At 69.7% G+C, this 23,377-nt stretch carries 20 protein-coding genes; 17 read left to right on the top strand and 3 right to left on the bottom strand.

Annotated elements, in window-relative coordinates; genetic code table 11:
* Positions 1-46 precede the first annotated feature (46 nt).
* The 4 genes from H576_RS0106415 (at position 47) to H576_RS0106430 (ending at position 5,327) form a co-directional block, all read left to right on the top strand.
* Positions 47-979 carry a carbohydrate ABC transporter permease gene (locus H576_RS0106415; RefSeq protein ID WP_029150258.1) on the top strand — a complete coding sequence of 311 codons (933 nt, stop codon included), beginning with the start codon at positions 47-49 and terminating at the stop codon, positions 977-979.
* A gap of 1 nt (position 980) precedes the next feature.
* On the top strand, positions 981-1,904 hold the full coding sequence (locus H576_RS0106420; protein WP_029150259.1) for a carbohydrate ABC transporter permease: 924 nt from the start codon (positions 981-983) through the stop codon (positions 1,902-1,904).
* A 49-nt stretch (positions 1,905-1,953) separates the two neighbouring features.
* Positions 1,954-3,264, top strand: coding sequence for an ABC transporter substrate-binding protein (locus H576_RS0106425; protein ID WP_156888152.1), 1,311 nt, complete (start codon positions 1,954-1,956; stop codon positions 3,262-3,264).
* An 86-nt stretch (positions 3,265-3,350) separates the two neighbouring features.
* Positions 3,351-5,327 (top strand): beta-galactosidase, encoded by a 1,977-nt coding sequence (locus H576_RS0106430; RefSeq protein ID WP_029150261.1) that lies wholly within the window; start codon positions 3,351-3,353, stop codon positions 5,325-5,327.
* A gap of 77 nt (positions 5,328-5,404) precedes the next feature.
* Here the strand turns inward: H576_RS0106430 and H576_RS0106435 are convergent, their stop codons facing one another.
* On the bottom strand, positions 5,405-6,181 hold the full coding sequence (locus tag H576_RS0106435) for an IclR family transcriptional regulator (protein WP_029150262.1): 777 nt from the start codon (positions 6,179-6,181) through the stop codon (positions 5,405-5,407).
* A 124-nt stretch (positions 6,182-6,305) separates the two neighbouring features.
* On the opposite strand from H576_RS0106435, the gene H576_RS0106440 reads away from it, so the two are divergent.
* The 5 genes from H576_RS0106440 to H576_RS0106460 are packed head-to-tail and all read left to right on the top strand — an operon-like array spanning position 6,306 to position 12,509.
* Positions 6,306-7,241: a carbohydrate ABC transporter permease gene (locus H576_RS0106440; protein WP_029150263.1), complete on the top strand. Its 936-nt coding sequence runs from the start codon at positions 6,306-6,308 to the stop codon at positions 7,239-7,241.
* The gene (locus H576_RS0106445) at positions 7,238-8,152 is read left to right on the top strand and encodes a carbohydrate ABC transporter permease (RefSeq protein ID WP_029150264.1); all 915 of its coding nucleotides are present in this window, start codon (positions 7,238-7,240) and stop codon (positions 8,150-8,152) included. The genes H576_RS0106440 and H576_RS0106445 overlap by 4 nt, the downstream gene beginning before the upstream one ends.
* A gap of 15 nt (positions 8,153-8,167) precedes the next feature.
* Positions 8,168-9,469 carry a sugar ABC transporter substrate-binding protein gene (locus H576_RS0106450; protein ID WP_029150265.1) on the top strand — a complete coding sequence of 434 codons (1,302 nt, stop codon included), beginning with the start codon at positions 8,168-8,170 and terminating at the stop codon, positions 9,467-9,469.
* Positions 9,469-11,772: an FAD-dependent oxidoreductase gene (locus tag H576_RS0106455; RefSeq protein ID WP_029150266.1), complete on the top strand. Its 2,304-nt coding sequence runs from the start codon at positions 9,469-9,471 to the stop codon at positions 11,770-11,772. The genes H576_RS0106450 and H576_RS0106455 overlap by 1 nt, the downstream gene beginning before the upstream one ends.
* A gap of 20 nt (positions 11,773-11,792) precedes the next feature.
* A complete protein-coding gene (locus H576_RS0106460) occupies positions 11,793-12,509 on the top strand; it encodes a Type 1 glutamine amidotransferase-like domain-containing protein (RefSeq protein ID WP_029150267.1) in 717 nt (238 codons plus the stop codon).
* Positions 12,510-12,585: 76 nt separating this feature from the next.
* Here the strand turns inward: H576_RS0106460 and H576_RS0106465 are convergent, their stop codons facing one another.
* Positions 12,586-13,617, bottom strand: a complete 1,032-nt coding sequence (locus H576_RS0106465) for a zinc-binding dehydrogenase (protein WP_029150268.1) — start codon at positions 13,615-13,617, stop codon at positions 12,586-12,588.
* Between the two features lie 20 nt (positions 13,618-13,637).
* Positions 13,638-14,954, bottom strand: coding sequence for an aminotransferase class I/II-fold pyridoxal phosphate-dependent enzyme (locus H576_RS0106470; protein WP_084502506.1), 1,317 nt, complete (start codon positions 14,952-14,954; stop codon positions 13,638-13,640).
* A gap of 27 nt (positions 14,955-14,981) precedes the next feature.
* On the opposite strand from H576_RS0106470, the gene H576_RS0106475 reads away from it, so the two are divergent.
* The 8 genes from H576_RS0106475 to H576_RS17270 are packed head-to-tail and all read left to right on the top strand — an operon-like array spanning position 14,982 to position 23,332.
* Entirely contained in the window at positions 14,982-15,638 is a 657-nt protein-coding gene (locus tag H576_RS0106475; protein ID WP_029150270.1) for an FMN-binding negative transcriptional regulator, read from the top strand.
* Positions 15,638-17,224 (top strand): amidohydrolase, encoded by a 1,587-nt coding sequence (locus H576_RS0106480; protein WP_051172286.1) that lies wholly within the window; start codon positions 15,638-15,640, stop codon positions 17,222-17,224. The genes H576_RS0106475 and H576_RS0106480 overlap by 1 nt, the downstream gene beginning before the upstream one ends.
* Complete coding sequence (locus H576_RS14610; protein ID WP_051172288.1) at positions 17,221-18,210, top strand: NAD(P)-dependent oxidoreductase; 990 nt, start codon at positions 17,221-17,223, stop codon at positions 18,208-18,210. Before H576_RS0106480 ends, H576_RS14610 begins: the two co-directional genes overlap by 4 nt.
* Positions 18,207-19,157, top strand: coding sequence for an ABC transporter permease (locus H576_RS0106490; protein WP_029150272.1), 951 nt, complete (start codon positions 18,207-18,209; stop codon positions 19,155-19,157). Before H576_RS14610 ends, H576_RS0106490 begins: the two co-directional genes overlap by 4 nt.
* On the top strand, positions 19,154-20,107 hold the full coding sequence (locus tag H576_RS14615) for an ABC transporter permease (RefSeq protein ID WP_084502509.1): 954 nt from the start codon (positions 19,154-19,156) through the stop codon (positions 20,105-20,107). The genes H576_RS0106490 and H576_RS14615 overlap by 4 nt, the downstream gene beginning before the upstream one ends.
* Positions 20,104-21,687, top strand: a complete 1,584-nt coding sequence (locus tag H576_RS0106500; RefSeq protein ID WP_029150273.1) for an ABC transporter substrate-binding protein — start codon at positions 20,104-20,106, stop codon at positions 21,685-21,687. The genes H576_RS14615 and H576_RS0106500 overlap by 4 nt, the downstream gene beginning before the upstream one ends.
* Positions 21,684-22,556: an ABC transporter ATP-binding protein gene (locus H576_RS16625; RefSeq protein ID WP_051172291.1), complete on the top strand. Its 873-nt coding sequence runs from the start codon at positions 21,684-21,686 to the stop codon at positions 22,554-22,556. The genes H576_RS0106500 and H576_RS16625 overlap by 4 nt, the downstream gene beginning before the upstream one ends.
* Entirely contained in the window at positions 22,553-23,332 is a 780-nt protein-coding gene (locus tag H576_RS17270; protein ID WP_029150274.1) for an ATP-binding cassette domain-containing protein, read from the top strand. Before H576_RS16625 ends, H576_RS17270 begins: the two co-directional genes overlap by 4 nt.
* The last annotated feature ends 45 nt before the right edge of the window (positions 23,333-23,377 follow it).

The following is a 23,377-nucleotide window of genomic DNA, read 5'->3' on the forward strand; positions in this document are numbered from 1 at the left end:
TGCGTAAACATGGGGGAGTCTGCCGCGACGAAGCGAGGAGAGAAGCATGACGACGATGTCGATCACGACGACCCCCACCCGAGGGGGTGCGACGAACAGGAAGACGAGCAGGGCCGCCCGAGGACGATGGACCGGGTGGGCGTTCCTCGCGCCCTTCGCGATCGTGTTCGCGCTCGTCTTCGTGGCGCCGCTGGTCTACGCGATCATCCTGAGCCTGTTCCGCACCCAGATGATCGGCGGCACGGCCTTCGTCGGCCTCGACAACTACGTGCAGGCGTTCACGGACGGCGCGTTCTGGCAGGGCGCCCTCCGCGTCAGCATGTTCCTGCTGATCCAGGTGCCGATCATGCTGTGCCTGTCGATGCTCGTCGCGCTCGCGATCGACAGCGGCCGGCTCTACGGCAAGAGCTTCTTCCGGCTCTCGATCTTCCTGCCCTACGCCGTGCCCGCGGTCGTCGCGGCCCTCATGTGGGGCTTCATGTACGGCGAGCGCTTCGGCCTCGTCGGCAACCTCGAGGACCTGCTGGGCGTCAACCTGCCCGACCTGCTGTCGCCCGACCTCATCCTCGCCTCGATCGGAAACGTCGTGACGTGGGAGTTCATGGGCTACAACATGCTCATCTTCTACGCCGCGCTGCGCGTCGTCCCGACGTCGCTCTACGAGGCGGCCGCGATCGACGGGGCCAGCCAGGGCCGCGTGATCTGGTCGATCAAGCTCCCCGCGATCCGCGGATCCATCGTCATCGCGGCGATCTTCTCGATCATCGGCAGCTTCCAGCTCTTCAACGAGCCGAGCATCATGCAGTCGATGGCGCCGAACGCCATCACGACGTCGTTCACGCCGAACCTCTACGCCTACACGCTCGCGTTCGCGGGCCAGCAGCAGAACTACTCGGCGACCGTCGCGATCATCATGGGCGTCATCACGATGATCGTCGCCTACGTCGTGCAGCTGCGCGGCATGCGGAAGGACGCGTGACATGACCAGCACGACCCTCGTCACCCTCTCGCCCAACGCGTCGAAGAAGAACCGCGCCCGCGCGAAGCTCGGCACGATCGACAAGCCCAAGCGCTCGATCCTGCTCACGATCCTCATGGCGCTCGTCGCCGTGTACTCGCTGCTCCCCCTCGTGTGGCTGCTCATCAACGCGTCGAAGTCGCAGGGCGACCTGCTGTCGACCTTCGGCCTCTGGTTCGGGCACGACTTCAACCTCTTCGACAACATCTGGCGCACGCTGACCTATGACGACGGGATCTTCCTGCGCTGGTTCGGCAACACCCTGCTGTACGTGATCGTCGGGGCCGGCGGCGCGACGCTGCTGTCGATCCTCGGCGGATACGCGCTCGCGAAGTTCGACTTCCCCGGCAAGAAGGCCGTCTTCGCGGTCGTCATCGGCGCCGTCGCGGTCCCCGGGACCGCGCTCGCCGTGCCGACCTTCCTCATGTTCAGCTCGATGGGGATCACGAACACCCCCCTCGCAGTGATCATCCCGTCGCTGATCTCGCCCTTCGGGCTCTACCTCATGTGGACCTTCGCGACCGAGGCGATCCCGACCGAGCTCATGGAGGCCGCGCGGATCGACGGCGCGAGCGAGTGGCGCACGTTCTGGCAGGTCTGCATGCCGCTCCTGGCGCCCGGGACCGTCACGGTCCTGCTGTTCACGATGGTCGCCACGTGGAACAACTACTTCCTGCCCCTGATCATGCTGCGCGACAGCAGCTGGTACCCGCTCATCCTGGGCCTGAACCAGTGGAATAACCAGGCGGGCACCGTCGGCGGCGAGGCGATCTTCGACCTCGTGCTCACGGGATCCCTGCTCACGGTCGTCCCGCTCATGATCGCCTTCCTCTTCCTGCAGCGCTACTGGCAGTCGGGCCTGGCCGCCGGTTCCGTCAAGGAATGACCCGAATCCCTACCCCGCACCACCAACGATGGAGTTGACCACCATGAAGATGACCCGAACCACGCGCCGCGTGCTCACGGCCACTGCGTTCGCCGGGATCGGCGCGCTCGCTCTCGCGGGCTGCAGCGGCGGATCCGCCGAGGATCCGGACGCCGCGGCCGAAGAGGGCGGCGAGCTGACCGTCTGGGCGTGGGACACCACGATCCCCGACGTCGCGGCCGCCTACGAGGACGCGCACCCGGGCGTCACGATCGACGTCGAGAACGTCGGAACCGGCGCCGACCAGTACACGGCGCTCTCCAACGCGATCACGGCCGGATCCGGCGGACCCGACCTCGCGCAGATCGAGTACTTCGCGCTCCCGCAGTACGCGATCGGCGACTCGCTCGCCGACCTCAGCGAGTTCGGCGCCGACGACCTCGCCGACACCTACGCGACCGGCCCCTGGAGCTCGGTGACGTACGGCGGCGACGGCGTGTACGGACTCCCCCTCGACTCGGGCCCCATGGCGCTCTTCTACAACCAGTCGGTCTTCGACGAGTACGACCTCGAGGTCCCGACGACGTGGCAGGAGTTCCTCGACACGGCCCGCAAGCTCCACGAGGCGAACCCCGACATGTACCTCGCGGCCGACGCGGGCGACGCCGGATTCACGACGTCGATGATCTGGCAGGCCGGCGGCCAGCCGTTCCAGGTCGACGGCACGAACGTGTCGATCGACTTCTCGGACGAGGGCTCGCAGGAGTTCGCGACCTTCTGGCAGCAGCTCGTCGACGAGGACCTCCTCGCGCCGATCGCCGGCTGGACCGACGAGTGGTACCAGGGCCTCGGCGACGGCACGATCGCCACGCTCCCGACGGGCGCGTGGATGCCGGGCAACTTCGAGTCTGGCGTCCCGCAGGCGTCGGGTGACTGGCGCGTCGCGGCCATGCCCACGTGGAACGAGGGCGAGGCGGCCAACAGCGAGAACGGCGGCAGCGCGATGAGCGTCATGGCGGGCAGCGAGAACCAGGCCCTCGCCTACGACTTCCTCGACTTCATGGCGGCCGGCGACGGCGTGCAGATCCGCATCGACGGCGGCGGCTTCCCCGCCACGACGGCCGACCTCGAGTCGGACGAGTTCCTGAACAAGGAGTTCGACTACTTCGGCGGCCAGAAGGCCAACGAGATCCTCTCGCAGGCGTCGGCCGACGTCGTCGAGGGCTGGCAGTACCTGCCGTTCCAGGCGTACGCGAACACCGTCTTCCCCGACTCGGTGGGCCAGGCGTACCTCGGCAACACGACGATCGCCGACGGCCTCGCGTCCTGGCAGTCCACGCTCGAGAGCTACGGCTCGGAGCAGGGCTTCACGATGGAGTGACCTTCGGGTCGCTCCCTCACGGGCGGGGATCCGCACGGATCCCCGCCCCTTTTTCTTCCTCTTCCTCTCCGCAAAGGATCCGCAGCATGACCGGCCACCGCTGGCTCCGAACGCCCGACGGCACCGCGCCCCGCATCTCGTACGGCGCCGACTACAACCCCGACCAGTGGCCGCGCGAGGTGTGGGACGAGGACGTCCGCCTCATGAAGGAGGCTGGCGTCGACGTCGTGTCGATCGCGATCTTCTCCTGGGCGCGGATCCAGCCCGCCGAGGGCGTGTGGGACTTCGCGTGGCTCGACGAGATCATCGATCTCCTGCACGCGAACGGGATCGGCGTCGACCTCGCGACGGCGACGGCCTCGCCGCCGCCGTGGCTCACGATGAAGCACCCCGAGATCCTCCCCGTGACGGCCGACGGCGTGACGCTGACGCAGGGCGGACGCCAGCACTGGCGCCCCACCTCGCCCGTCTTCCGCGCCTACGCGCTCGAGATGGTCGAGAAGCTCGCCGAGCGCTACGCCGAGCACCCCGCGATCGTCGCGTGGCACGTCAGCAACGAGCTCGGCTGCCACAACGCCTACGACTACTCGGACGACGCCGCGCGCGCGTTCCGGCTGTGGCTCGCGGAGCGCTACGGCACGATCGAGGCGCTCAACCACGCGTGGGGAACCGCGTTCTGGTCGCAGCGGTACGGATCCTTCGAGGAGATCCTGCCGCCCCGCACCGCCGCGACCTTCCCGAACCCGACGCAGCAGCGCGACTTCATCCGCTTCTCGTCGGATGCGCTCAAGGACCACCTCATCGCGGAGCGCGAGATCCTCAACCGCCTGACCCCCGGCGTCCCCGTGACGACGAACTTCATGGTCATGGGCGAGACGCGGCACGCCGACTACGCCGACTGGGCCGGTGAGATCGACTTCGTGTCGAACGACCACTACGTCACCGAGGGGCGCGACGAGCTGTCGTTCTCGGCGGCCGTCACGAGCGGCTTCGCGCGCCGCCGACCCTGGTACCTCATGGAGCACTCGACGAGCGCCGTCAACTGGCAGCCGATCAACCGGCCCAAGCGGCCTGGCGAGCTGATCCGCGACTCGCTCACCCACGTCGCGCACGGCGCCGACGCGGTCTGCTACTTCCAGTGGCGCCAGTCGGCCGCGGGGGCCGAGAAGTTCCACTCGTCGATGGTCCCCCACGGCGGAGCCGACACCCGCGTCTTCCGCGACGTCGTCGAGCTGGGCCGGATCCTCCGCTCGCTCGGCGAGGTCGTCGGATCCGATCGCGCGCAGTCGGACGTCGCGATCCTCTTCGACTGGGACTCGTGGCGCGGCGCGGAGCTCGACTCGCACCCGAGCGAGAAGCTGCGTTACCAGCGGGAGGCCCTCGACTGGTGGACGGCCCTGCTCGACGCCGGCGTGCGCGCCGACGTCGTCCCCGCGGGCGACGCGCTCGACGGCTACCGCGTCGTCATCGCGCCCGTCCTGTACAGCGTCCCGGCGGCGCTGCGCGCGCAGCTCGAGGGCTACGTCGCGGGAGGCGGGAACCTCGTGACGACCTACTTCTCGGGCGTCGTCGACGAGAACGATCACGCGTGGCTCGGCGGCTACCCGGGCGCGCTCCGCGAGCTGCTCGGCGTCCGCGTCGAGGAGTATCGCCCGCTGTGGGACGGCGAGACCGAGCCCCTCTCGAACGGCACCTCGGGGTCGCTCTGGAGCGAGCCCGTCGACGTCGTCGACCCCGCCGTCGAGGTGCTCGCGACCTACACGTCCGGCGACCTCGCCGGCGGCGCCGCGATCACGCGCCGCCCCGTGGGATCCGGATCGGCCGCCTATGTGTCGACGCGCCTCGGCGCCGAGGGCATCGCCGCCGTCCTGCCCGCGCTGCTCGCGGGCGTCGAGTCGGAGCTCCCCGAGCCCCTTCGCGGCCGCGTCGAGCTCGCGGTGCGCGGCGACGTGCGCTTCCTCATCAACCGCACCGACGACGAGATCGCGCTCGACGGCATCGAGGGCAGCTACCTCTACGGCGGGGCTCAGCTCCCCGCGCGGGGTGTGGCGATCGTCGCCTGACCCGCCGGAAGGACATCTTTCTGCCTGATGGACATCGAATTCGATGTCCGACGGGCGGAAAGATGTCCTTCAGCGCGTCAGTAGCCCGGGCCGTGGAAGCCCAGGGCCGTGCTGATGCGGTCGGCCGTCTCGACCGCCGTCTGGGCCAGCTCCCGCTCGCGGGTCGACAGGTCGATCGCCGTCAGCGGGCCCGAGATCGAGATCGCCGCGATCGTGGATCCGGTTCTGTCGACGATCGGGGCCGCGACCGACGCGCGCCCCAGGACGAACTCCTCGACCTCGGTCGCGTAGCCGCGCCGCGCGACGACGGCGAGCTCGCGGTCGAGCTTCGCCCTGTCGGCGTGTGTGCGGTCGGTGTACGACGGCAGGCCGCGCGCGAGGACCGTGTCGCGGTCGGCGCGGTCGAGCCCCGACAGCACCGCCTTGCCGATGCTCGTCGCATGCAGGGGAACCCGCTCGCCCAGGAGGGTGTGCGACTTGGGGGATCGGGATCCCTCGAAGTGCGCGACGTAGACGAGCTCGGCGCCGTGGCGCACGCCGAGGTTCACGCCGAGGCCGAGCTTCGCGGCGAGCGATTGCGCGACCATGCGCCCCGCCCGGTGGACCGGGTTGCGGTTCACCGCGACGCCCGCGAGCGTCAGGAGCTCGGTTCCGAGGGCGTAGAGCCCCGTCTCGGGGTCGCGCTCGATGAACCCGGCCGTCTCGAGCGTCGCGAGCAGCCGCGACGCGGTCGACTGGCCGATGCCCGTCGCCTTCGCGACCTCGCCGACGCGGTGCGCCTGTCCGTCGCGGAAGGCCTCCAGCAGCGCGACGGCCTTCTCGACGCTCTGGTTCGACCCCTTCTCTGCAGCCATGTCCCCCATCATGCACATAGTGCATAGGCATTGCAACATCGCGAACTCTCGTGCACGATGAACCTCAGCACCCGCCGGGTGCCCGATGACGTCAAAGACGATGCCACCCCGCTGGAGGCCGATGATGACCGCGCAGCTCGCGCCCGATCTCGCGAAGCCACGCCGCAACAGGCGCGGCATGCCGCTCACCGAGAGGTCCTTCCTGACCTTCCTGCTGCTGCCGGGCGTCATCCTGCTCTGCGCCGTCGTGGTCTACCCGCTGATCCGCTCGCTCGCGTCGGCGTTCTTCGAGGAGAGCCTGCTCTACCCCGGGCAGACCTTCGTCGGGTTCGACAACATCGCCCACGCGATCACGAACGACTTCGGCCGCCTGGTCGGACAGACGCTGATCTTCACCGTCGGCGCGACCGTCGGCCCCTTCGTCCTGGGGCTCGCCCTCGCGCTCGTGCTCAACCAGCGCTTCTTCGGGCAGCGCTTCCTCCGCGGCGCGTTCCTCATCCCCTGGCTCATCCCGGGCGTCGTGGTCTCGTTCCTCTGGTCGTGGATCTTCGACGGCAACTACGGCGTCGTCAACGGGATCCTCATGCAGCTCCACATCATCGACTCGCCTGTCGCGTGGCTGTTCGACACGCAGTCGGCCTGGGGCGCCCTGATCATCGCGAAGACCTGGAACTCGTTCCCCTGGGTCATGGTCATGCTCCTCGCGGGCCTCCAGTCGGTGCCGGGCGAGCTCCACGAGGCGGCCGCGATCGACGGCGCCGGCACGATCCGCCGGTTCTTCGCCGTCACCTGGCCGCACATCAGCGGCGTCGCGGGGCTCGTGATGCTCCTCGAGTTCATCTGGAACTTCCAGCACTTCGACACGATCTTCGTCATGACGGGCGGCGGCCCCGCCGGCACGACGAGCACCTTCGCGACCGAGGTCTACGAGACGGCGTTCACGGGCTACGACCTCGGCCAGGCGGGCGCGATCGGGCTCCTCTGGATGCTCCTCCTGTCGATCCTCGTGGTCGTGTACGTGACCTTCTCCGAGCGCGACGCGCGAAAGGCAGGACGATGACCGCTCTCCTCCCCGAAAGCCGCGTCGCCGCGGACTCGACGCACGCGATCGTGACGGGATCCGCCCGCCCGGCGCCGCGCCGCCGCGCGAAGCAGCCGCCGCGCTGGGCCCTGTGGATCGCCCTCGTCATCATCGCGGTGTTCGCGTTCGCGCCCGTGTACTGGCTGCTCGTCACGGCCCTGACGCCGAACAGCTCGGTGTTCCGGTTCCCGCCCGCGCTGTTCCCGACCGACATCACGTTCGAGCACTTCGTCGACGTGTTCCGGCGATCCGAGCTGTTCGTCTACCTGCGCAACAGCGTCGTCGTCTCGCTCATCACCGCCGTCCTCTCGGTCGTCGTGTCGATGTACATGGGGTACGCGTTCTCGAAGTACCGCTTCCGCGGGCGCACCTCGCTCATGTACTTCGTTCTCTCGAGCCAGATGTTCCCGCAGGCGCTGCTGCTCGTGACCCTCTACCTGGTCTTCGCGCAGTTCGGCCTGCTCAACACCTACCTCGCCCTCGTGATCTCGTTCACGACGTTCACGCTCCCGCTGTGCGTGTGGATGCTGAAGGGCTTCTTCGACAACCTGCCCGACGACCTCATCGAGGCGGCGCGCATCGACGGCGCGGGGCCGTGGCGGATCTTCCACGAGATCGTGATGCCGCTCGCGGCGCCGGGCCTCGTCGCCTCGGGCCTGTTCGCCTTCGTCCGCGGCTGGAACGACTTCATCTTCGCGCTCACCCTCGCCGGGCCGGACAAGCAGACCCTGCCGCCCGGGCTCGTCAACACCTACATCAGCGAGGCCGACACGGCTTGGCCCGAGCTCATGGCCGCCTCGCTCCTCGTCTCGATCCCCGTCGCCGTGGCGTTCATGCTGCTGCAGCGCTTCCTCGTCGGCGGAATCACCGCCGGCGCCGTCAAGGGCTGAATCAAAGGAGAGATCATGCCCCTCACCACGTTCTCGCGCCGGGACCTGCTGCGGTTCTCCGCTGTCGGCCTCGGAACCGTCGGACTCCTCGCCCTCTCGGGCTGCGCGACGGGCGGCACCGCCGCGTCCGGCGACGCCGCCGCGCCGGCGACCGACAGCACCCCCACCGACTTCGACTTCGCGTCGTGGAGCCTCTCGGAGGAGGCCGCGAAGCCCTCGCTCGAGGCCGCCCTCAAGGCGTACGGATCCGACAACGGCGTCACGGCGACCGGCGTCACCTACCCGTACAACGACTACCTCAAGCAGCTCACGCTCCAGGTGCGCGGCGGCCAGTTCACGGGCGCGGCGCACGTCGACCTCGCCTGGCTGTCGGCGTTCGCGGCGCTCGGCAAGCTCCGCGATCTCGGCTCGTACGCCGAGGGCCGCGGGTACACCGACTCGGCGCTCAAGGCCTCGCAGCTCGACGGCGTGCAGTACGCCCTGCCGTGGAACATCGGCGCGATCGGCCTCATCGCCAACGCCGACCTCTTCGACAAGGCGGGCGCCTCGATGGAGCCGCAGACGATCGAGGAGTTCGAGGAGGGCCTGCGCGCCCTCAAGGGCATCGGCGTGATCCCCTACGCGGCGTCGACCGACGTCGCGCAGCTCAAGGACATCATGATGTGGATCCAGACCTTCGGCGGCACCGTCGTCGAGGACGACACCGTGACGCTCGGCGACGAGGCCTCGGTCAAGGCCGTCGAGTGGTACAAGAAGCTGTACGACGAGGGCCTCATCTCGCCCGACGTCGACCGCTTCGCGGCGCGCAACCTGTTCGCGCAGGAGACCGCGGCGCTCTACGACGACGCCCCCGTCGGCGTCTCGGCCGTCGTCGACGCCGCGAGCGACCCGAACATCGTCGACAAGATGACGCCGATGACGCGGCCCACCGTGAAGGCCGGCGACACCCCCGTCTCGGTCTTCTGGGGCGGCGCGATCTGCGTCGTCGAGGGAGAGGGCGAGGGAACCGCCGCCGACTTCGCGCAGTGGATCACGAGCGACCCCGACCAGGTCGCCTCCTACTTCGCAGACCGCGGCCTGCCGCCCGCAACCGAGGCCGGCCTCGCGTCGGAGGAGGTGGCGGCGGATCCGTTCAACGTCGCCTTCGCCGAGAAGATCACCGCGACCGCCACGTCGAACCCGCTGTGGGGTTACGTGAACTACGGCCAGATGGACTCGGCGATCGCCGAGGCCGTGCAGTCGGTGCTCATCGGCAAGGCGTCCGCGACCGACGCCCTCGCGACCGCGAAGGGCACGATCGAGGGCCTCATCTCCTGATGCGAACCCAGACCGTCACGTCCGACATCACCGTCGTCGGCGCGGGCCTCGCCGGGGTGTGCGCCGCGATCGCGGCCGCACGCCTCGGCATGCGGGTCGCCCTCGTCGGCAACCGCCCCGTGCTCGGCGGCAACTCGTCGAGCGAGGTGCGCGTGTGGGTGTGCGGCGCGACGGCCCACGGCGTGCAGCGCTTCGCCCGTGAGTCGGGCGTCGTCGGCGAGCTGTACGTCGAGAACCAGTTCCGCAACCCCGAGGGCAACCCCATCATCTGGGACGAGGTCGTCCTCGACGCCGTGCGCGCCGAGCCGAACATCCGCCTCTTCCTCAACACCGACGTGCGCGAGGTCGACGCCGTCGATCGCGACGGCGAGCGGGTCGTCGAGCGGGTGCGCGGCTGGACCATGGGATCCGAGGTGTGGAGCGACTTCGTCAGCCCCGCCTTCATCGACTGCACGGGCGACGGCCTCGTCGGCGCCCTCGCGGGGGCCTCGCACCGCATCGGGCGCGAGGCGAAGCACGAGTTCGGCGAGTCGTGGGCACCCGACGAGGCCGACAGGCAGCTGCTCGGATCCACGATCCTCTTCCACACGAAGGACGTCGGGCACCCCGTGCGCTTCGTCGCGCCCGAGTCGACGAAGAACATCCACGAGACGACGATCCTCGAGTCGCGGATCCTCCGATCCGGCGACACGGGGACGCACTACTGGTGGATCGAGTGGGGCGGCGAGCTCGACACGGTCGACGACAACGAACGCATCCGCGACGAACTGAAGTCGGTGATCTTCGGGATCTGGGACCACATCAAGAACTCGGGGCAGTTCGACGCCGCGAACCTCGACCTCGAATGGGTCGGCAACCTGCCCGGCAAGCGCGAGTACCGGCGCTTCCTCGGCGACCACGTGCTGACGCAGAACGACCTGCTCGAGCAGGTCGACTTCGACGACGCCGTCGCGTTCGGCGGCTGGTCGATCGACCTCCACCCGGTCGAGGGCATGTATGCGACCCAGCCGGGCGCTCACCAGCGCTTCTCGAACGGGATCTACGGGATCCCCTTCCGCTCGCTGTACTCGAAGGACGTCGCGAACCTGCTCATGGCGGGGCGCGACATCTCGGCGACGCACATCGCCTTCGGGTCGTCGCGCGTCATGGCGACGTGCGGGACGCTCGGCGAGGCCGCGGCGACGGGCGCCGCGCTCGCCCTCGCGAAGGGCGTCACGCCGCGCGACATCGCCCGCGACCACGCGGCCGAGCTGCGCCAGCTGCTGCTCCGGCAGGACGCGTCGGTGTTCGGGGTGCGCGGGGACGATCCGCTCGACCTCGCACGCGCGGCGCGGGTCAGCGCGACGTCGCACCGCGCCGACGTGACGCCGTCTTCGTCCGGCGTCCCGTTCCCCCTCGTCGACCCCGTGGGTCTCGTCGTGCCCGCGGATCCCCGGATCGACGGCGTCGACGTGCTCCTCGACGTCACGGAGTCGACGACCCTCAGGGCCTCGCTGTGGACCACGGGCAAGCGGCAGAACGCCGTCCCGATCCGGCGCGAGGCGGAGGCCGACGTCGCGGTCGAGGCGGGCCGGGCCCAGTGGATCCGCCTGCCCCTCGCGTGGGCGCCCGGCGAGGCCGAGAACGTCGTCGTCGTGCTCGACGCCGACCCCGCCGTGTCGGTGCGCCTCGCCGACGAGCAGGTGCCCGGCGTGATCTCGCTCGTGCGCCGCGCACAGGCCGACGGCGACGACAACGTCGAGTTCGACGCGTCGGAGGCGAACGTGGCGTGGCCCGCGATCCCGCTGCGCGGCCGCACCGTCGTCGCGCGGCTCGATCCGCCGACCGAGGCCTACTCCCCTGCGCGCGCCGTGGGCGGTTTCCAGCGCTTCTACGGAGGGCCCAACATGTGGTCGTCGGCCGCGAGCGGCGCGGCCGACGACCCGTCCGACCTGCTCGACCAGCCGCCGTCGCAGGCCCTCGACGAGCACCTGCTGCTCGAGTGGGACGCCCCGCAGACGGTGGCTCAGGTGCGCCTCGTCTTCGACGACGACGTCGACACCGAGCTCAACACGCTCCACCACCACCGCACGCCCGAGCCGATCTTCCCCGAGCTCGCGCGCGACTACGCCGTCGAGGCCCTCGTCGACGGCTCGTGGACGGCCGTCGCGGGCGCGACGGGCAACAGGAGGAGGCATCGGATCCACACCCTCGAGGAGCCCGTCTCGACGACGGCGCTGCGGATCCGCGTGACGGCGACCAACGGCGTGCCCGACGCCCGCGTCTACGCGGTGCGGGCATACGATCGGCCGGTCACCCTCTGACGAACGGAGCACTGAGTCCCATGGCGGAACGCACCATCCTGGCCACCTGCGGCGGCTGGACCCCCTCGACCTGGCACGGCATCGACTTCAGCCCGCTGCAGCGGTACGCGGTCGAGCTGGCCGGGGTCGAGGGCCGCCGCGCACGGGTCGCGATCATCGGAACGGCGCAGGGGGATCCCCGCCCGTCCGAGTCGGACGAGCTCGCCGCGGCGGCGCGGGCCGGGGTCGACGCGTTCCACATCCGGCTCTTCGGGCGCAACTTCCCCGACCTCGACGAGGCGCTCGCCGATGTCGACGTCGTGTGGGTCAACGGCGGCAGCGTCGTGAACCTCCTCGCCGTGTGGCGGGCGCACGGGCTCGACCAGGTGCTGCGCCGCGCGTGGGAGCGGGGCGTCGTGCTCGCGGGCGTCTCGGCCGGCGCGATCTGCTGGCACGCCGGCGGGCCCACATCGTCGTTCGGCGGGGACACGATCAACGTCGTCGACGACGCGCTGGGCTTCGTGCCGACCTCGATCGCGGTGCACTACGACTCGCAGCCGGGCCGTCGCCCCGCCTTCCACGCGGCGATCGCCGACGGCGCGATCCCGGGCGGCTACGCCGTCGACGAGGGGGTCGGCATCGTCTACCGCGGCACCGAGCCCACCCAGTTCGTCGCCGAGTCGGACGGATCCGCGTACCGCGTGGTCGCGGAGGACGGCCGGGCCGTCGAGACCTCGATCGCGCCGCGGCGGCTGTAGGGAAGCCCTCCGGCGGAGACGACGCCCGATCTGGTGTCTTCGGGGCGGATCGATGCCCACCACGGATGACGGATCGTCAGAGCAGCGCGAAGGCCTTGATCGCCCGGCGCTCGTGCATCGCCAGGTAGCCGTCCGCGAGGTCGGCGAACCCCACCTCCAGGTCGAAGACCGGCGACGCGTCGAGTGATCCGTCGAGGACGTCGGGCACGAGCTCGTCGAGGTAGGAGCGCACCGGGGCCAGGCCGCCCGACAGGCGGATGTTCTTCCCGTACAGGCGGGCCGCGGGGATCTCGGACCCGTGCGGAACGCCGACGAACCCGACGCCGCCACCCGGTCGCACAGCCTCGATGGCTGTCGTCATCGACTCTCCCGTGCCGACGCATTCCAGGACGGAATCGAACCCCACGCCGTCGGTCAGCTCCGCTGTCAGCTCGATGACCGCGTCTCCGCGCTCGGGCCGTGTCTCGTCGGCACCGAAGACTCGTGCGATCGTCTGCCGCTGTGGGTGCCTGCTGAACACCACGATGCGCTCCGCACCGAGTCGTCGTGCGGCGAGCACGCCGCACAGCCCGACCGCCCCGTCGCCGATGACCGCGACAGAGGAGCCGGCGCGCACTCCCGCACTCACGGCTGCGTGATGCCCCGTCGCGAGCACGTCGGCGGCCGCCAGGATCGGAAGGGCCTCTCGGCCGACGGGCTCGCCGGGGAGGCGCACGAGCGTGGCGTCGGCGAAGGGAACGCGCACAGCCTCGCCGTGAGCCCCGTCCGCGCCCGGCTCCCCCCAGATCCCTCCCGAGACGCATGCGGAGCTCAGACCGAAGCGACAGTGTGCGCATGACCCGTCGCTCCACCGGAACGGCGCGAGCACTGCGTCCCCGGGGCGCAGGCCGCGCACTTCGGCACCGACGGCAGTCACGACCCCAACGAATTCATGGCCCATCCCCTGTCCGTGCTCCCGTGGGCTCTCGCCTCGGTAGTACCAGAGGTCGGACCCGCAGACGCACGTCGCGGTGACGCGCACGACCGCATCGCCCGGGGCGACGATGCGCGGGTCGGGGCGGTCGCGGAGCACGACCCGGTGGGGAGCTTGGAACACGTATGCCTTCATGGGGATCCTTTCGACAGGGGTCAAATGGCGCGGCGGTCGCCGGGCCGCATCGCCTCGGCGAACGCGTCGGCCAACTCGGGCGCTCGCTCGCTGTCGAGCGTGGCGATAGACACGCGGAGGAACGGGCGAGAGCCCAGGCGGAAGGCCTCGCCGGACCGCACCGCCCAACCGCGCGAGAGAAGGAACGCAGCGAGGGGCGCTTCCTCGGGCGCGGGAACGAGCACGTTCAGGCCCGAGCGGCCGCGTGAGGCGATCCCGCGCGTTGCGAGTGCGTCGATGAGCGCTTCACGTCGGAGGGTGTACGTGCGCTCGGCGTGCCCCACGGCGCTCCGCGCCTCCGGATCAGCGAGGACGGCGGAGACGAGCCGCTGCGAGAAGTGGCTCACCCACCCCGGCCCGATCAGCAGGCGCCCCTGTACGCGATCGGCCGTGTCGGCATCGCTCGCCATGATCGCGACGCGGAGGTCGGGCCCGAGGGCCTTACTCATCGAGCGGATCACGGCCCACGCTCGGCGGCCAGTCGTCACGGTCCGCGCCGGCGCGCCGGCGATGAGACCGGCATGGTCGTCTTCGATCACGAGCAGGTCGGGGTAGGCGGCGATTTCGCCGCGTAGGATCTCGGCGCGCTCGGCGCTCAGCGCCGCGCCTGACGGGTTCTGCGCGCGAGGCGTCAGCACGAGGGCTGAGCAGCGCCGCGAGGCGAGAGCCTCGCGCAGGCGCGCGGGGATCATCCCCTCGTCGTCGACCGCGACCGGCACGATGTCGAGGCCCAGCACGCTGAAGAGCGCGAGCGACGACACCCATTGCGGGTCCTCGACCAGCACAGCGTCGCCGGGTCGAAGCCAGGTCGAGAGGATTCGCTCCATGCCGTCGAGGGCGCCGTTCACGGCGGTGAGCACTCCGTCGATCCCGTCGGTCGCGAACTGGTCACGCATGATCTCGGCGAGGTGGGGTTCCACGGGCGGGCCGTCGTAGAGGAGCGGCTCGTACAGATTCGGCGTCAAGTGGGCTGCGATGTCCGGGAGGAGGTCCGGCGCGGGCGAGGAGGTCGAGAGATCCTGCACTCCAGGTGGCAACGGGACGCGTAGGGGGCGGGGCAAGGCGGGCCGGTCGGCGATCCGTGCTCGGCGGCCGTGCGCGGTGGTCACGACGCCGCGTTCGCGGAGCGATCGGTAGGCGAGCGCCACAGTGCCCGGGCTCACGCCGATCGTTTCGGCGAGATTGCGGATCGAGGGGAGTTGCGCGCCCTGGGTTAACTCGCCGTTACGAACCGCTCGTGAAATTGCATCGGCGATTTGGCCTGAGGAAACTAAACCTGCCAAGTGGTCAAATAACACAGTTTGTAACTGTACTAGGACATCTATATGTGGGTCAACCCTCTCTTCTCTGCGGACGCCAGATCCGCGCTCCGCGTTCTCGCGACGGCGGAGACGCTCGCGACGCTCGTCGTCGAGGCGCCGCTACGTGCGGCTCATCTCCCCCTCCTCTTCGAGGAGAGGGATGACGACCGCATGGTGCTGATCGGGCACATCCCGCGCGTCGACCCCCTCGCGGCGGCGATCACGACGGGCCAGCGAGTGCTGTGCGTCTTCCATGGACCCCGCGCCTACGTCAGCGGCGGCTGGTACGGCGACACCCCCGGCCTATCCACCTACAACTTCTCTGTCGCGCACGTGAGCGGCCCCGCTGAGCCGATGCGCGACCGCGCGGAGCTCCGGTCGCACCTCGTTGACCTCATCGACTTTCACGAGCGCCGCAAGCAGCCGGCGGACGGCGGGCCCTGGGCCCTCGACGCGCGAGCCCAGGGCCGCATCGACGAGCTCCTCCCTGCGGTCATCGGGTTCCGAATCCTCGTCGACGAGGCGCAGGCGAAGCAGAAGATCGGCCAGAACCGCACGCCGGAGGACCGAGCGTCGACGATCGCGCACCTGGAGCGCTCGCCGCAGGAGGAGCATCGCGACATCGCGCGGGCGATGCGGGACGCCGAGGACGGCTCGGCTCCGCGAAGGGCAGGACACTGATGCTGCTGGACACCGTGATCGAGAACGCGCGTGTCGTCACTCTCGATGCGTCGCGACCCACCGCGACCCGGATCGGGCTGTGGCGCGGCCGGATCGCCGGCCTCGATGACGACATCGACGGGATCGCCGTGGCCGAGCGAATCGACGTGGGCGGGGCGACCGTCCTGCCGGGCTTCATCGATGCGCACACGCATCTGCAGCTCACCGGCCAGGGGATGCGCGCCATCGACATCTCTGGGGCCCGCACGCCCGCTGAGGCGCTCGCGCTCATCGGGTCCGTCGCGGCGGCCCGCGGGGTCGACGAGTGGATCGAGATCAGCGGATACGACCAGAGGGTTCTCGGCCGGGACCTCACGGCGGAGGAGCTCGACCGGGCCGCTGGGGGAAGGCGCGCGTGGGCCCGTCACATCTCCAGCCATTCGTCGGTCGTCTCGACCGCGGTCCTCGACGCGCTCCCGGACCCCGCTGCGCGGTGCCACCCCGACGTCGCCGTCGGGCTCCTGAAAGAGGATCGGCAGGCGCTCGTCTACGACCAGCGTCTGCCCTATCGGCTGGATGACGCTGGGGAGACCGTTCGCGTCGCCGCCGAGGCGGCGCGCCGGGACGGAGTCACCTTCTGCATCGACGCGGGCGCGGGCGGATCGATCGGCAGCCTCAACCCGCTCGACCTCGACACCTTCCTGCGGCTCCGGGAGTCGCGATCGCTCCCCGTCCGCATACAGGTCATGCCCAGCTGGGACGCCCTCCGTCCCAGAGCGGCCTCCCGTGTCGACGGATTCGAGCGAGCACTCGACCTCGGACTGCGCACCGGATTCGGATCGGACATGCTGCGTGTCGGGGCGCTCAAGTTCGTGCTCGACGGCGGGATGATGGTGCGCACTGCGCGTCTCACCGAGCCCTATGCGGGAACCGATGAACGGGGCGTGTTCCGCGACGACCCGGCGCTCCTGTCAGAGCAGATCGTCGACGCACATCGGGCCGGATGGCAGCTCGCTGTCCACGCCATCGGAGATGAGGCGATCGACACAGCCATCGCGGCGTTCCGCGAGGGCGCCGCGCAGGCTGCCGGCCACCGGCGTCGCCACCGCCTTGAGCACGGCGGCTACATCCGCGACGACCAGATCGAGGCGCTCGCGGAGCTGGGCATCACGATCGCGAGCCAGCCCTGCTTCCTGTACGACCAGGGTGACGACTTCGTCGCTCAGCTCGGCTCGTACCGTGAGGCGGGTCTCTATCGCGGGCGTTCGCTCGTCGACGCCGGTGTGCGCGTGATCGGCAGCACCGACCGCCCTCTGGCGGGAACGCCGTTGCGGATCGTGCAGTCGTTTGCGGAGCGCCGCAGCTCGCGCGGAACCGTCATCGGCGCCGAAGAGCGGCTCACGGTGCTCGAGGCGCTCGAGACGATCACGACCCACGCCGCCTGGGCCGCGAACATGGACGACCGCCTCGGCCGGCTCCGCCCGGGCTATCTCGCCGACCTGACGATTCTCGAGCGGAACCCGCTCGAGACGCCTGTCGAGGGGATCGCGGCGATCGATGTCGTCGGCACGGTCGTCGACGGCGAGTACGAGGAGAGCCGCCCGTGATCGCCTCGCTGCCCTCGCTGCTCGATCCCGCCCTCGTCGCGCGATTCCTGCCGGCCGAAGCCGCTGTTCGGTTCGCGACCTGGGACCTCGTGGGGGACCCGATGGGCGCCGACGCTGGCGAGATCGATGTCATCGTCACGCCATTCCACACGAGCAGCCTGACACCGAACCCCGGCTATGTCGGGCTCGCCGACATCGCCGCTGCGCTCACCCGGGCTCCGCGCACGCGCCTCGTGCAGCTGCCCTCGATCGGCTACGAGGGCGTGCCGGAACTCTTGCCGCCCGGGTGCGTACTCGCCAACGCGGCGGGGGTCATGGAAGGCCAGACAGCGGAACTGGCACTCACCCTGCTCCTCGCCTCGGTACGAGGGATCCCCGATTTCGTCGATGCCGCGCCGAAGTGGGCGAACAGCCGGATGCCCGGTCTGCTTGGCCGTCATGTCGTGGTGCTGGGATATGGAGGCGTCGGCCGGGAGATCCTGCGACGGCTTGCGCCTTTCGACGCCCGGGTCACGCCGGTCGCCCGCACCGCGCGCGTCGATGCGTCTGGCGATCGTCCCGTCGACGTGCTCGGCCTCGACGCCCTCCAGGACGCCGTGTCGGACGCGACGGCCCTCATCTGCGCCTTGCCGCTGACAGACGAGACACGTGGCCTCATCGGCGTCGACCTGCTGTCCCGGTTGCCCGACGGCGCGACCGTGGTCAATGTCGGACGCGGCCCGGTCGTCGATACGAGCGCGCTGATCGCCGAGCTGCGCAGCGGCCGTCTGCGCGCCGCCCTCGACGTCACCGACCCGGAGCCGCTGCCCCCGGAACACGAGCTGTGGCGGTTGCCGCAGACTCTCATCACCCCGCACGTCGGAGGCAACACACCCGCGATGCTCGGCCTGCTGCACAGGCTCGTCGCCGACCAGCTCGCGCTCATCCAGAGCGGCGGGAAGCCGAGAAATCTCGTCGACGCACACCCGACGGAGGCCTCCGCATGATCCGCTACCTGATCTCCCGACTCCTGTCCTCTCTGTTCGTCCTCCTCGTCCTCTCGCTGCTCGTCTTCTCGATGGTGCGCCTCATCCCCGGCGACCCTGTCGCCGCGTTCGCCGACCCCGCGAACCCGGATCCCGAGGCGCTCGCGCTCCTGCGGCACGAGCTCGGGCTCGATCGGCCGTGGTACACGCAGTACTTCGTGTGGATTGGGGGCGTCCTCCGCGGCGATTTCGGCCAGGCGATCACGATGCCGAACGATATCTCGACGCTGCTCGCGACGCGCCTGCCGCTGAGTCTCCAGCTCGCTGCGATGGCGACGGCCTGGGGCGTCGTGATCGGCGTGCCGGCCGGCGTCCTCGCGGCCGTGCGCGTGAACCGCTTCGGCGACGTGCTGGTGCGCGGATCGTCCTTCGTGTTCCTTGCGACACCGCCGTTCGTCATCGCGACGGTACTCATCCTCGTCAACTCGCTCTCGTTGCGTCTCCCACTCATCTCCGCGGGAGGATCCGCCGAAGGGTTCGCCTCGCGCACGGGGACCCTGCTGTTGCCGTCGCTGCTGCTCGGCCTCGCCCTCGCCGCTCTCGTCGCGCGGTTCACCCGGGGGTCGCTTCTCGACACGATCGGCCAGGACTTCGTGCGCACAGCTCGCGCGAAGGGAGCGTCGCCGTCTCGACTCGTCGCCCGCCACGCCCTGCGCAACGCGCTCATCCCTGTCACGACGATCGTCGGGATCGAGCTGGCCGGGCTCGTCGGCGGGACCGTCGTCACGGAGGCGGTCTTCGCGCTGCCCGGCATGGGAAGCCTCTTGATCAACGGCATCCGCGCGACGGATTACCCCGTCATCCAGGCCGCGGTCCTCGTCCTCGGGACGGTCTACGTCGCGATCAACCTCGTCGTCGACCTCCTCTATCCCCTGATCGACCCGAGAGTGAGGGTGCACAGCCGATGAGCGTCACACGAGGATTCACCACGCGTCCGGCGAACCGCGCGCGTTCCAATCGGCGTCGCCCCGGGCCCGCCTTCTGGGCAGGATTCGGCATCCTCGCCGGAGTGCTGCTGCTGGCAGGCGTCATGACGTTCTGGCCGCCTTATGATCCGCTTGCGACCGTCGGGGGGAACCTCGAGGGGCCAAGCGCCGCGCACCCGCTCGGGACGGACAATGTCGGGCGTGATTCGCTCACGAGGCTCGCGCTCGCGGGGCGGTCGAGCCTCGTGATCTCGGGAGTCGCCGCACTTCTCGCCGCGCTGCTCGGGACCGCCGTCGGCCTGATCGCCGGGTACACGGGCGGCTGGGTCGACACGGTACTGATGCGGCTGGTCGACGCTGCGCTGGCGATCCCCGCGATCCTCGTGGCACTCGTCGTCGGCGTCATCATCGGCACGGGGGCGGTGCCTCTCGTGATCGCGCTGGGGATCGTCTTCGCTCCCTCCTTCGCGCGGGTGATGCGCGCCCCCGTCGTAGCGCTGCGCGAACGCGATTTCGTACTCGCGGCGCAGCTCAGCGGGGCCCGCGCGCCTCAAATCGTCCTTCGGCACCTGCTCCCGAACGCCCTGACGCCCCTGCTCGTCCAGTTCGCCTCCGTCGCTTCGGCGGTCGTGCTGCTCGAAGCGGCGTTGAGCTACCTCGGCCAAGGTGTTCAGGCGCCGGAGCCCTCTGCGGGCCGGATGATCAGCGAGTTCACGCGCTTCATGCAGCTGCAGCCGCTCGTGATCCTCTTCCCTGCACTGCTCATCGTCCTGCTCTCCGCCGGCTGGAACCTGCTGGCCGACGGCGTGCAGGAGTTCCTGCAACCCCGTCGCGAGACGCACCTGCCGCAATCGCGCAGGCGCCCCCGATCCGTTCCCTCCGCACCATCTCCCCGCACCACCGCACCCTCACGCCAGGAGGCAACATCATGAGACCATTCGCACGCACGACCGCCGCGGCACTCGCCGTCGGACTAGTCATCGCGCTCGCCGCATGCAGCCCGGGGGCCGAGACCGCCGAGACCGCCGCGACATCCGAACCCGTCGACGGCGGAACACTGACCTGGGCGATCGGCGCGCAGCCGACGGCCGGCGGCGTCGACCCGATGATCGCGACGGCGCTCGCTGCCCAGACGATCATGGATCAGGGCTACGAAACGCTCCTCACCAAGAACGACGACGGCGAGATCGAGCCCGGCCTCGCGCTCTCGTACGACCAGCCAGATGACACGACGTTCGTGTTCACCCTGCGCGACGACGTGAAGTTCGCTGACGGATCCGACTTCACGGCCGACGACGTCGTGTACACGTTCGAGACCTACCAGCAGGCCACGACCTCGAAGAAGGCGTACCTCGCGAATCTCGAGAGCGTCGAAGCGACCGGCGACGACGAGGTCACCTTTCACTTCTCGAGCCCCGACGGCACGTTCCTGAACGCGGTGTCCCATCGCGAGACCTTCATGATCGTCGGACGCGAGGGGTACGGCGCCGCGAGCGAGGACGAGCGCTCAGTGCAGACCTACGGCACGGGGCCGTTCCAGGTGACCGACTGGGAGGACGGCGTCAGCCTCACCCTGACGCGGAACGAGTACTACACGGGCGACGCCGGTCCGTACGTTGACGAGATCGTGCTTTCGGTGATCCCGGATGAGTCGACCCGTCTCTCCGCGCTTCAACAGGGCACCGTCCAGGCGGCCTACCTGGGCGACGGGACGCTCGCTGATCAGGCGGTTCAGGGCGGGCTGACACTCGGCAACCCTTCCTACACGCAGAGCCTCCCCATCTTCATCAACCCTGAGTCGGGTCCGCTCTCGGACGTCCGCGTCCGCCAGGCGGTCTCCCTCGCGCTGGACAGGCAAGCGCTCATCGACACCGCGATGTTCGGGTATGGAGAGGTGTCGACCGCGATCCCCGCGGGGGATCCGGCCGCGCCTGAGGTCACGGACGAGACGCCGTACTACACCCGTGATGTCGAGGCTGCAAAGGAGCTCCTCTCCGAGGCCGGCCAGCCCGATCCGACGATCACGCTGTCGTACTTCTCCGACGCGCTGGCAAGCCAGCACCCGATCTACGAGCTGATGCAGCAGCAGCTGGCCGAGGCTGGCATCACGCTGGAGCTCAAAGCGACTCCGACCGCCGAACTCGCGCCCATCTTCACAGCGGGCGAGACGTTCACTGACCTCGTGTCGCTGCCGTGGAGCTACCGCGCGGACCCGACCTTCTACTTCGACCCGTTCCTCTCCGAGGCCGGGGCGATGAACCACTGGTCGGGCAACGCTGACGCCGAGCGGGCCACAGAGCTGCTCGCCGAGGCGAAGGCGGCGATCGATGAGGATGAGAAGGCCGAGCTGACCGCGGAGCTGAACGACGAGGTCGCCGAGCAGGTGCTCGTCCTCGTGCCGATGAGCGTGCCGTCGAACTTCGAGGTCTGGGACGCGAACGCGCTGCAGGGTTACGACAGCGACCCGTATGGTTCCCGCTACCGACTGACCGAGAGCTGGCTCGCAGAGTGACAGATGATCGTCTTGAAGCGCTTGCGCTGGAAGGGCTCACCATCGCTTACGGCGATGGTGAGCCCGCCGTTGCCGGCATCGACCTCACGGTCCGCCACGGTGAGATCGTCGGCGTGATCGGCGAGTCCGGGAGCGGCAAGTCGACCGTCGCCTTGGCGGCGCTCGGGCTCCTGCCTGATAGCGCTCATGTTGAAGCCTCCCGGCGGGAGATCGCGGGGATCGACACTCGGGACATTGACGAGTGTGGATGGTCCCGGCTGCGGGGGACCCGTGCCTCGATGGTGTTCCAAGAGCCCATGACGGCACTCAACCCGTCCATGCGGATCGGCGCTCAGATTGCCGAAGTGCTACGGATCCACGGTCTCGCGAGCCGCAGGGAGGCCGCGGCCCGCGTGCTCGAGATCCTTCACGCGGTCCGCATGCCGGATCCCGAGCGCCGCGTGGGCTACTACCCTCATCAGCTCTCCGGCGGTCAGCGGCAACGCGTCGTCATCGCGATCGCGATGGTGGCGCGTCCCGCCCTGCTTGTGGCCGACGAGCCGACGACCGCGCTTGACGTCACGGTGCAGGCGCAGATCCTGGACCTCATCCGCTCCCTGCGCAATGAGACGAGGATGGGTGTGTTGTTCATCAGCCACGACCTGGGCGTGATCGCTCAACTGTGCGATCGCGTCGCGGTGATGTATCGCGGGCGCATCGTGGAGTCGGGGTCGGTGTCGTCCGTGCTCGGGACCCCGCACCACCCATACACGCGTGCGCTCCTCGACAGCATCCCCCGGCCGTCGGTCGCCGCACGGTCGCCCCTCACGGTGATCTCGTCCGACAACGACTTCGCGGCACATGCCGCCTGGCACGAGGAGATCGCATGAGCGACGACGACCCCGTCCTCCGAGTGACGGGCCTGACCCAGCGATTCGGCCACGGAGCGCGTGCAGTGACCGCGCTCGACGACGTGGACCTGTCCGTGGCGCGAGGCGAGACACTCGGCCTCGTGGGCGAGTCGGGTTCCGGCAAGAGCACCCTTGCACGTGCCATCCTCCTGATGCGGCGCCCGAGTGAGGGTTCGATCGCCTTCGACGGTGCTGACGTCACAGGACTCCGCGGGGCAGCACTGCGGCGACATCGCCGGCGCGTGCAGATGGTGTTCCAGGACCCGAACGACTCGCTCGATCCCCGGTTCACGGTCGCTCGATCGCTCGCCGAGCCGCTCGGCGGCTTCGGAATGGCCCCAAGCGAGCGGCGCGAGCGGGTCGCCGGGATTCTCGAACGTGTGGGCCTTCCGGCCGAGTCGGCGACGCGCCTGCCCCACGAGTTCTCCGGTGGCCAGCGGCAGCGCATCGCGATCGCGCGCGCGATGATCGCGAAGCCCGAATTCGTCGTCCTCGACGAGCCGACTTCGGCGCTCGACGTCTCGGTGCAGGCGCAGGTCTTGAACCTGCTCGTCGACCTCCAAGAGCAGACGGGTGTGACCTATCTGTTCATCACGCACAACCTGGCGGTCGTCACGCACGTCGCCCATCGCGTCGCGGTGATGAATGGTGGGCGAATCGTCGAGGAGGGAACCGGAGCCGAGGTGATGTCCGCGCCGCAGCACCCGTACACGCGGACCCTGCTCGACTCGATGCCCGCGCTGTATCGCACCTGATCCGCCGGCCGCTCCCCGCCGCGTAAAGGGAGATCTGCCTGCCGG

Origin of the sequence: Microbacterium indicum DSM 19969, from assembly GCF_000422385.1 — a bacterium.
GTDB classification, from domain to species: domain Bacteria; phylum Actinomycetota; class Actinomycetes; order Actinomycetales; family Microbacteriaceae; genus Microbacterium; species Microbacterium indicum.

Bases quoted from the DNA above. Each gene is read 5' to 3' on its own strand.
- H576_RS0106465 (WP_029150268.1), bottom strand. From the start codon at position 13,617: ATGAAGGCATACGTGTTCCAAGCTCCCCACCGGGTCGTGCTCCGCGAC.
- H576_RS0106420 (WP_029150259.1), top strand. From the start codon at position 981: ATGACCAGCACGACCCTCGTCACCCTCTCGCCCAACGCGTCGAAGAAG.
- H576_RS0106475 (WP_029150270.1), top strand. From the start codon at position 14,982: ATGTGGGTCAACCCTCTCTTCTCTGCGGACGCCAGATCCGCGCTCCGC.
- H576_RS0106455 (WP_029150266.1), top strand. From the start codon at position 9,469: ATGCGAACCCAGACCGTCACGTCCGACATCACCGTCGTCGGCGCGGGC.
- H576_RS0106440 (WP_029150263.1), top strand. From the start codon at position 6,306: ATGACCGCGCAGCTCGCGCCCGATCTCGCGAAGCCACGCCGCAACAGG.
- H576_RS0106445 (WP_029150264.1), top strand. From the start codon at position 7,238: ATGACCGCTCTCCTCCCCGAAAGCCGCGTCGCCGCGGACTCGACGCAC.
- H576_RS14615 (WP_084502509.1), top strand. From the start codon at position 19,154: ATGAGCGTCACACGAGGATTCACCACGCGTCCGGCGAACCGCGCGCGT.
- H576_RS0106425 (WP_156888152.1), top strand. From the start codon at position 1,954: ATGACCCGAACCACGCGCCGCGTGCTCACGGCCACTGCGTTCGCCGGG.
- H576_RS0106415 (WP_029150258.1), top strand. From the start codon at position 47: ATGACGACGATGTCGATCACGACGACCCCCACCCGAGGGGGTGCGACG.
- H576_RS0106430 (WP_029150261.1), top strand. From the start codon at position 3,351: ATGACCGGCCACCGCTGGCTCCGAACGCCCGACGGCACCGCGCCCCGC.
- H576_RS0106490 (WP_029150272.1), top strand. From the start codon at position 18,207: ATGATCCGCTACCTGATCTCCCGACTCCTGTCCTCTCTGTTCGTCCTC.
- H576_RS0106500 (WP_029150273.1), top strand. From the start codon at position 20,104: ATGAGACCATTCGCACGCACGACCGCCGCGGCACTCGCCGTCGGACTA.
- H576_RS0106460 (WP_029150267.1), top strand. From the start codon at position 11,793: ATGGCGGAACGCACCATCCTGGCCACCTGCGGCGGCTGGACCCCCTCG.
- H576_RS17270 (WP_029150274.1), top strand. From the start codon at position 22,553: ATGAGCGACGACGACCCCGTCCTCCGAGTGACGGGCCTGACCCAGCGA.
- H576_RS0106450 (WP_029150265.1), top strand. From the start codon at position 8,168: ATGCCCCTCACCACGTTCTCGCGCCGGGACCTGCTGCGGTTCTCCGCT.
- H576_RS0106435 (WP_029150262.1), bottom strand. From the start codon at position 6,181: ATGGCTGCAGAGAAGGGGTCGAACCAGAGCGTCGAGAAGGCCGTCGCG.
- H576_RS0106480 (WP_051172286.1), top strand. From the start codon at position 15,638: ATGCTGCTGGACACCGTGATCGAGAACGCGCGTGTCGTCACTCTCGAT.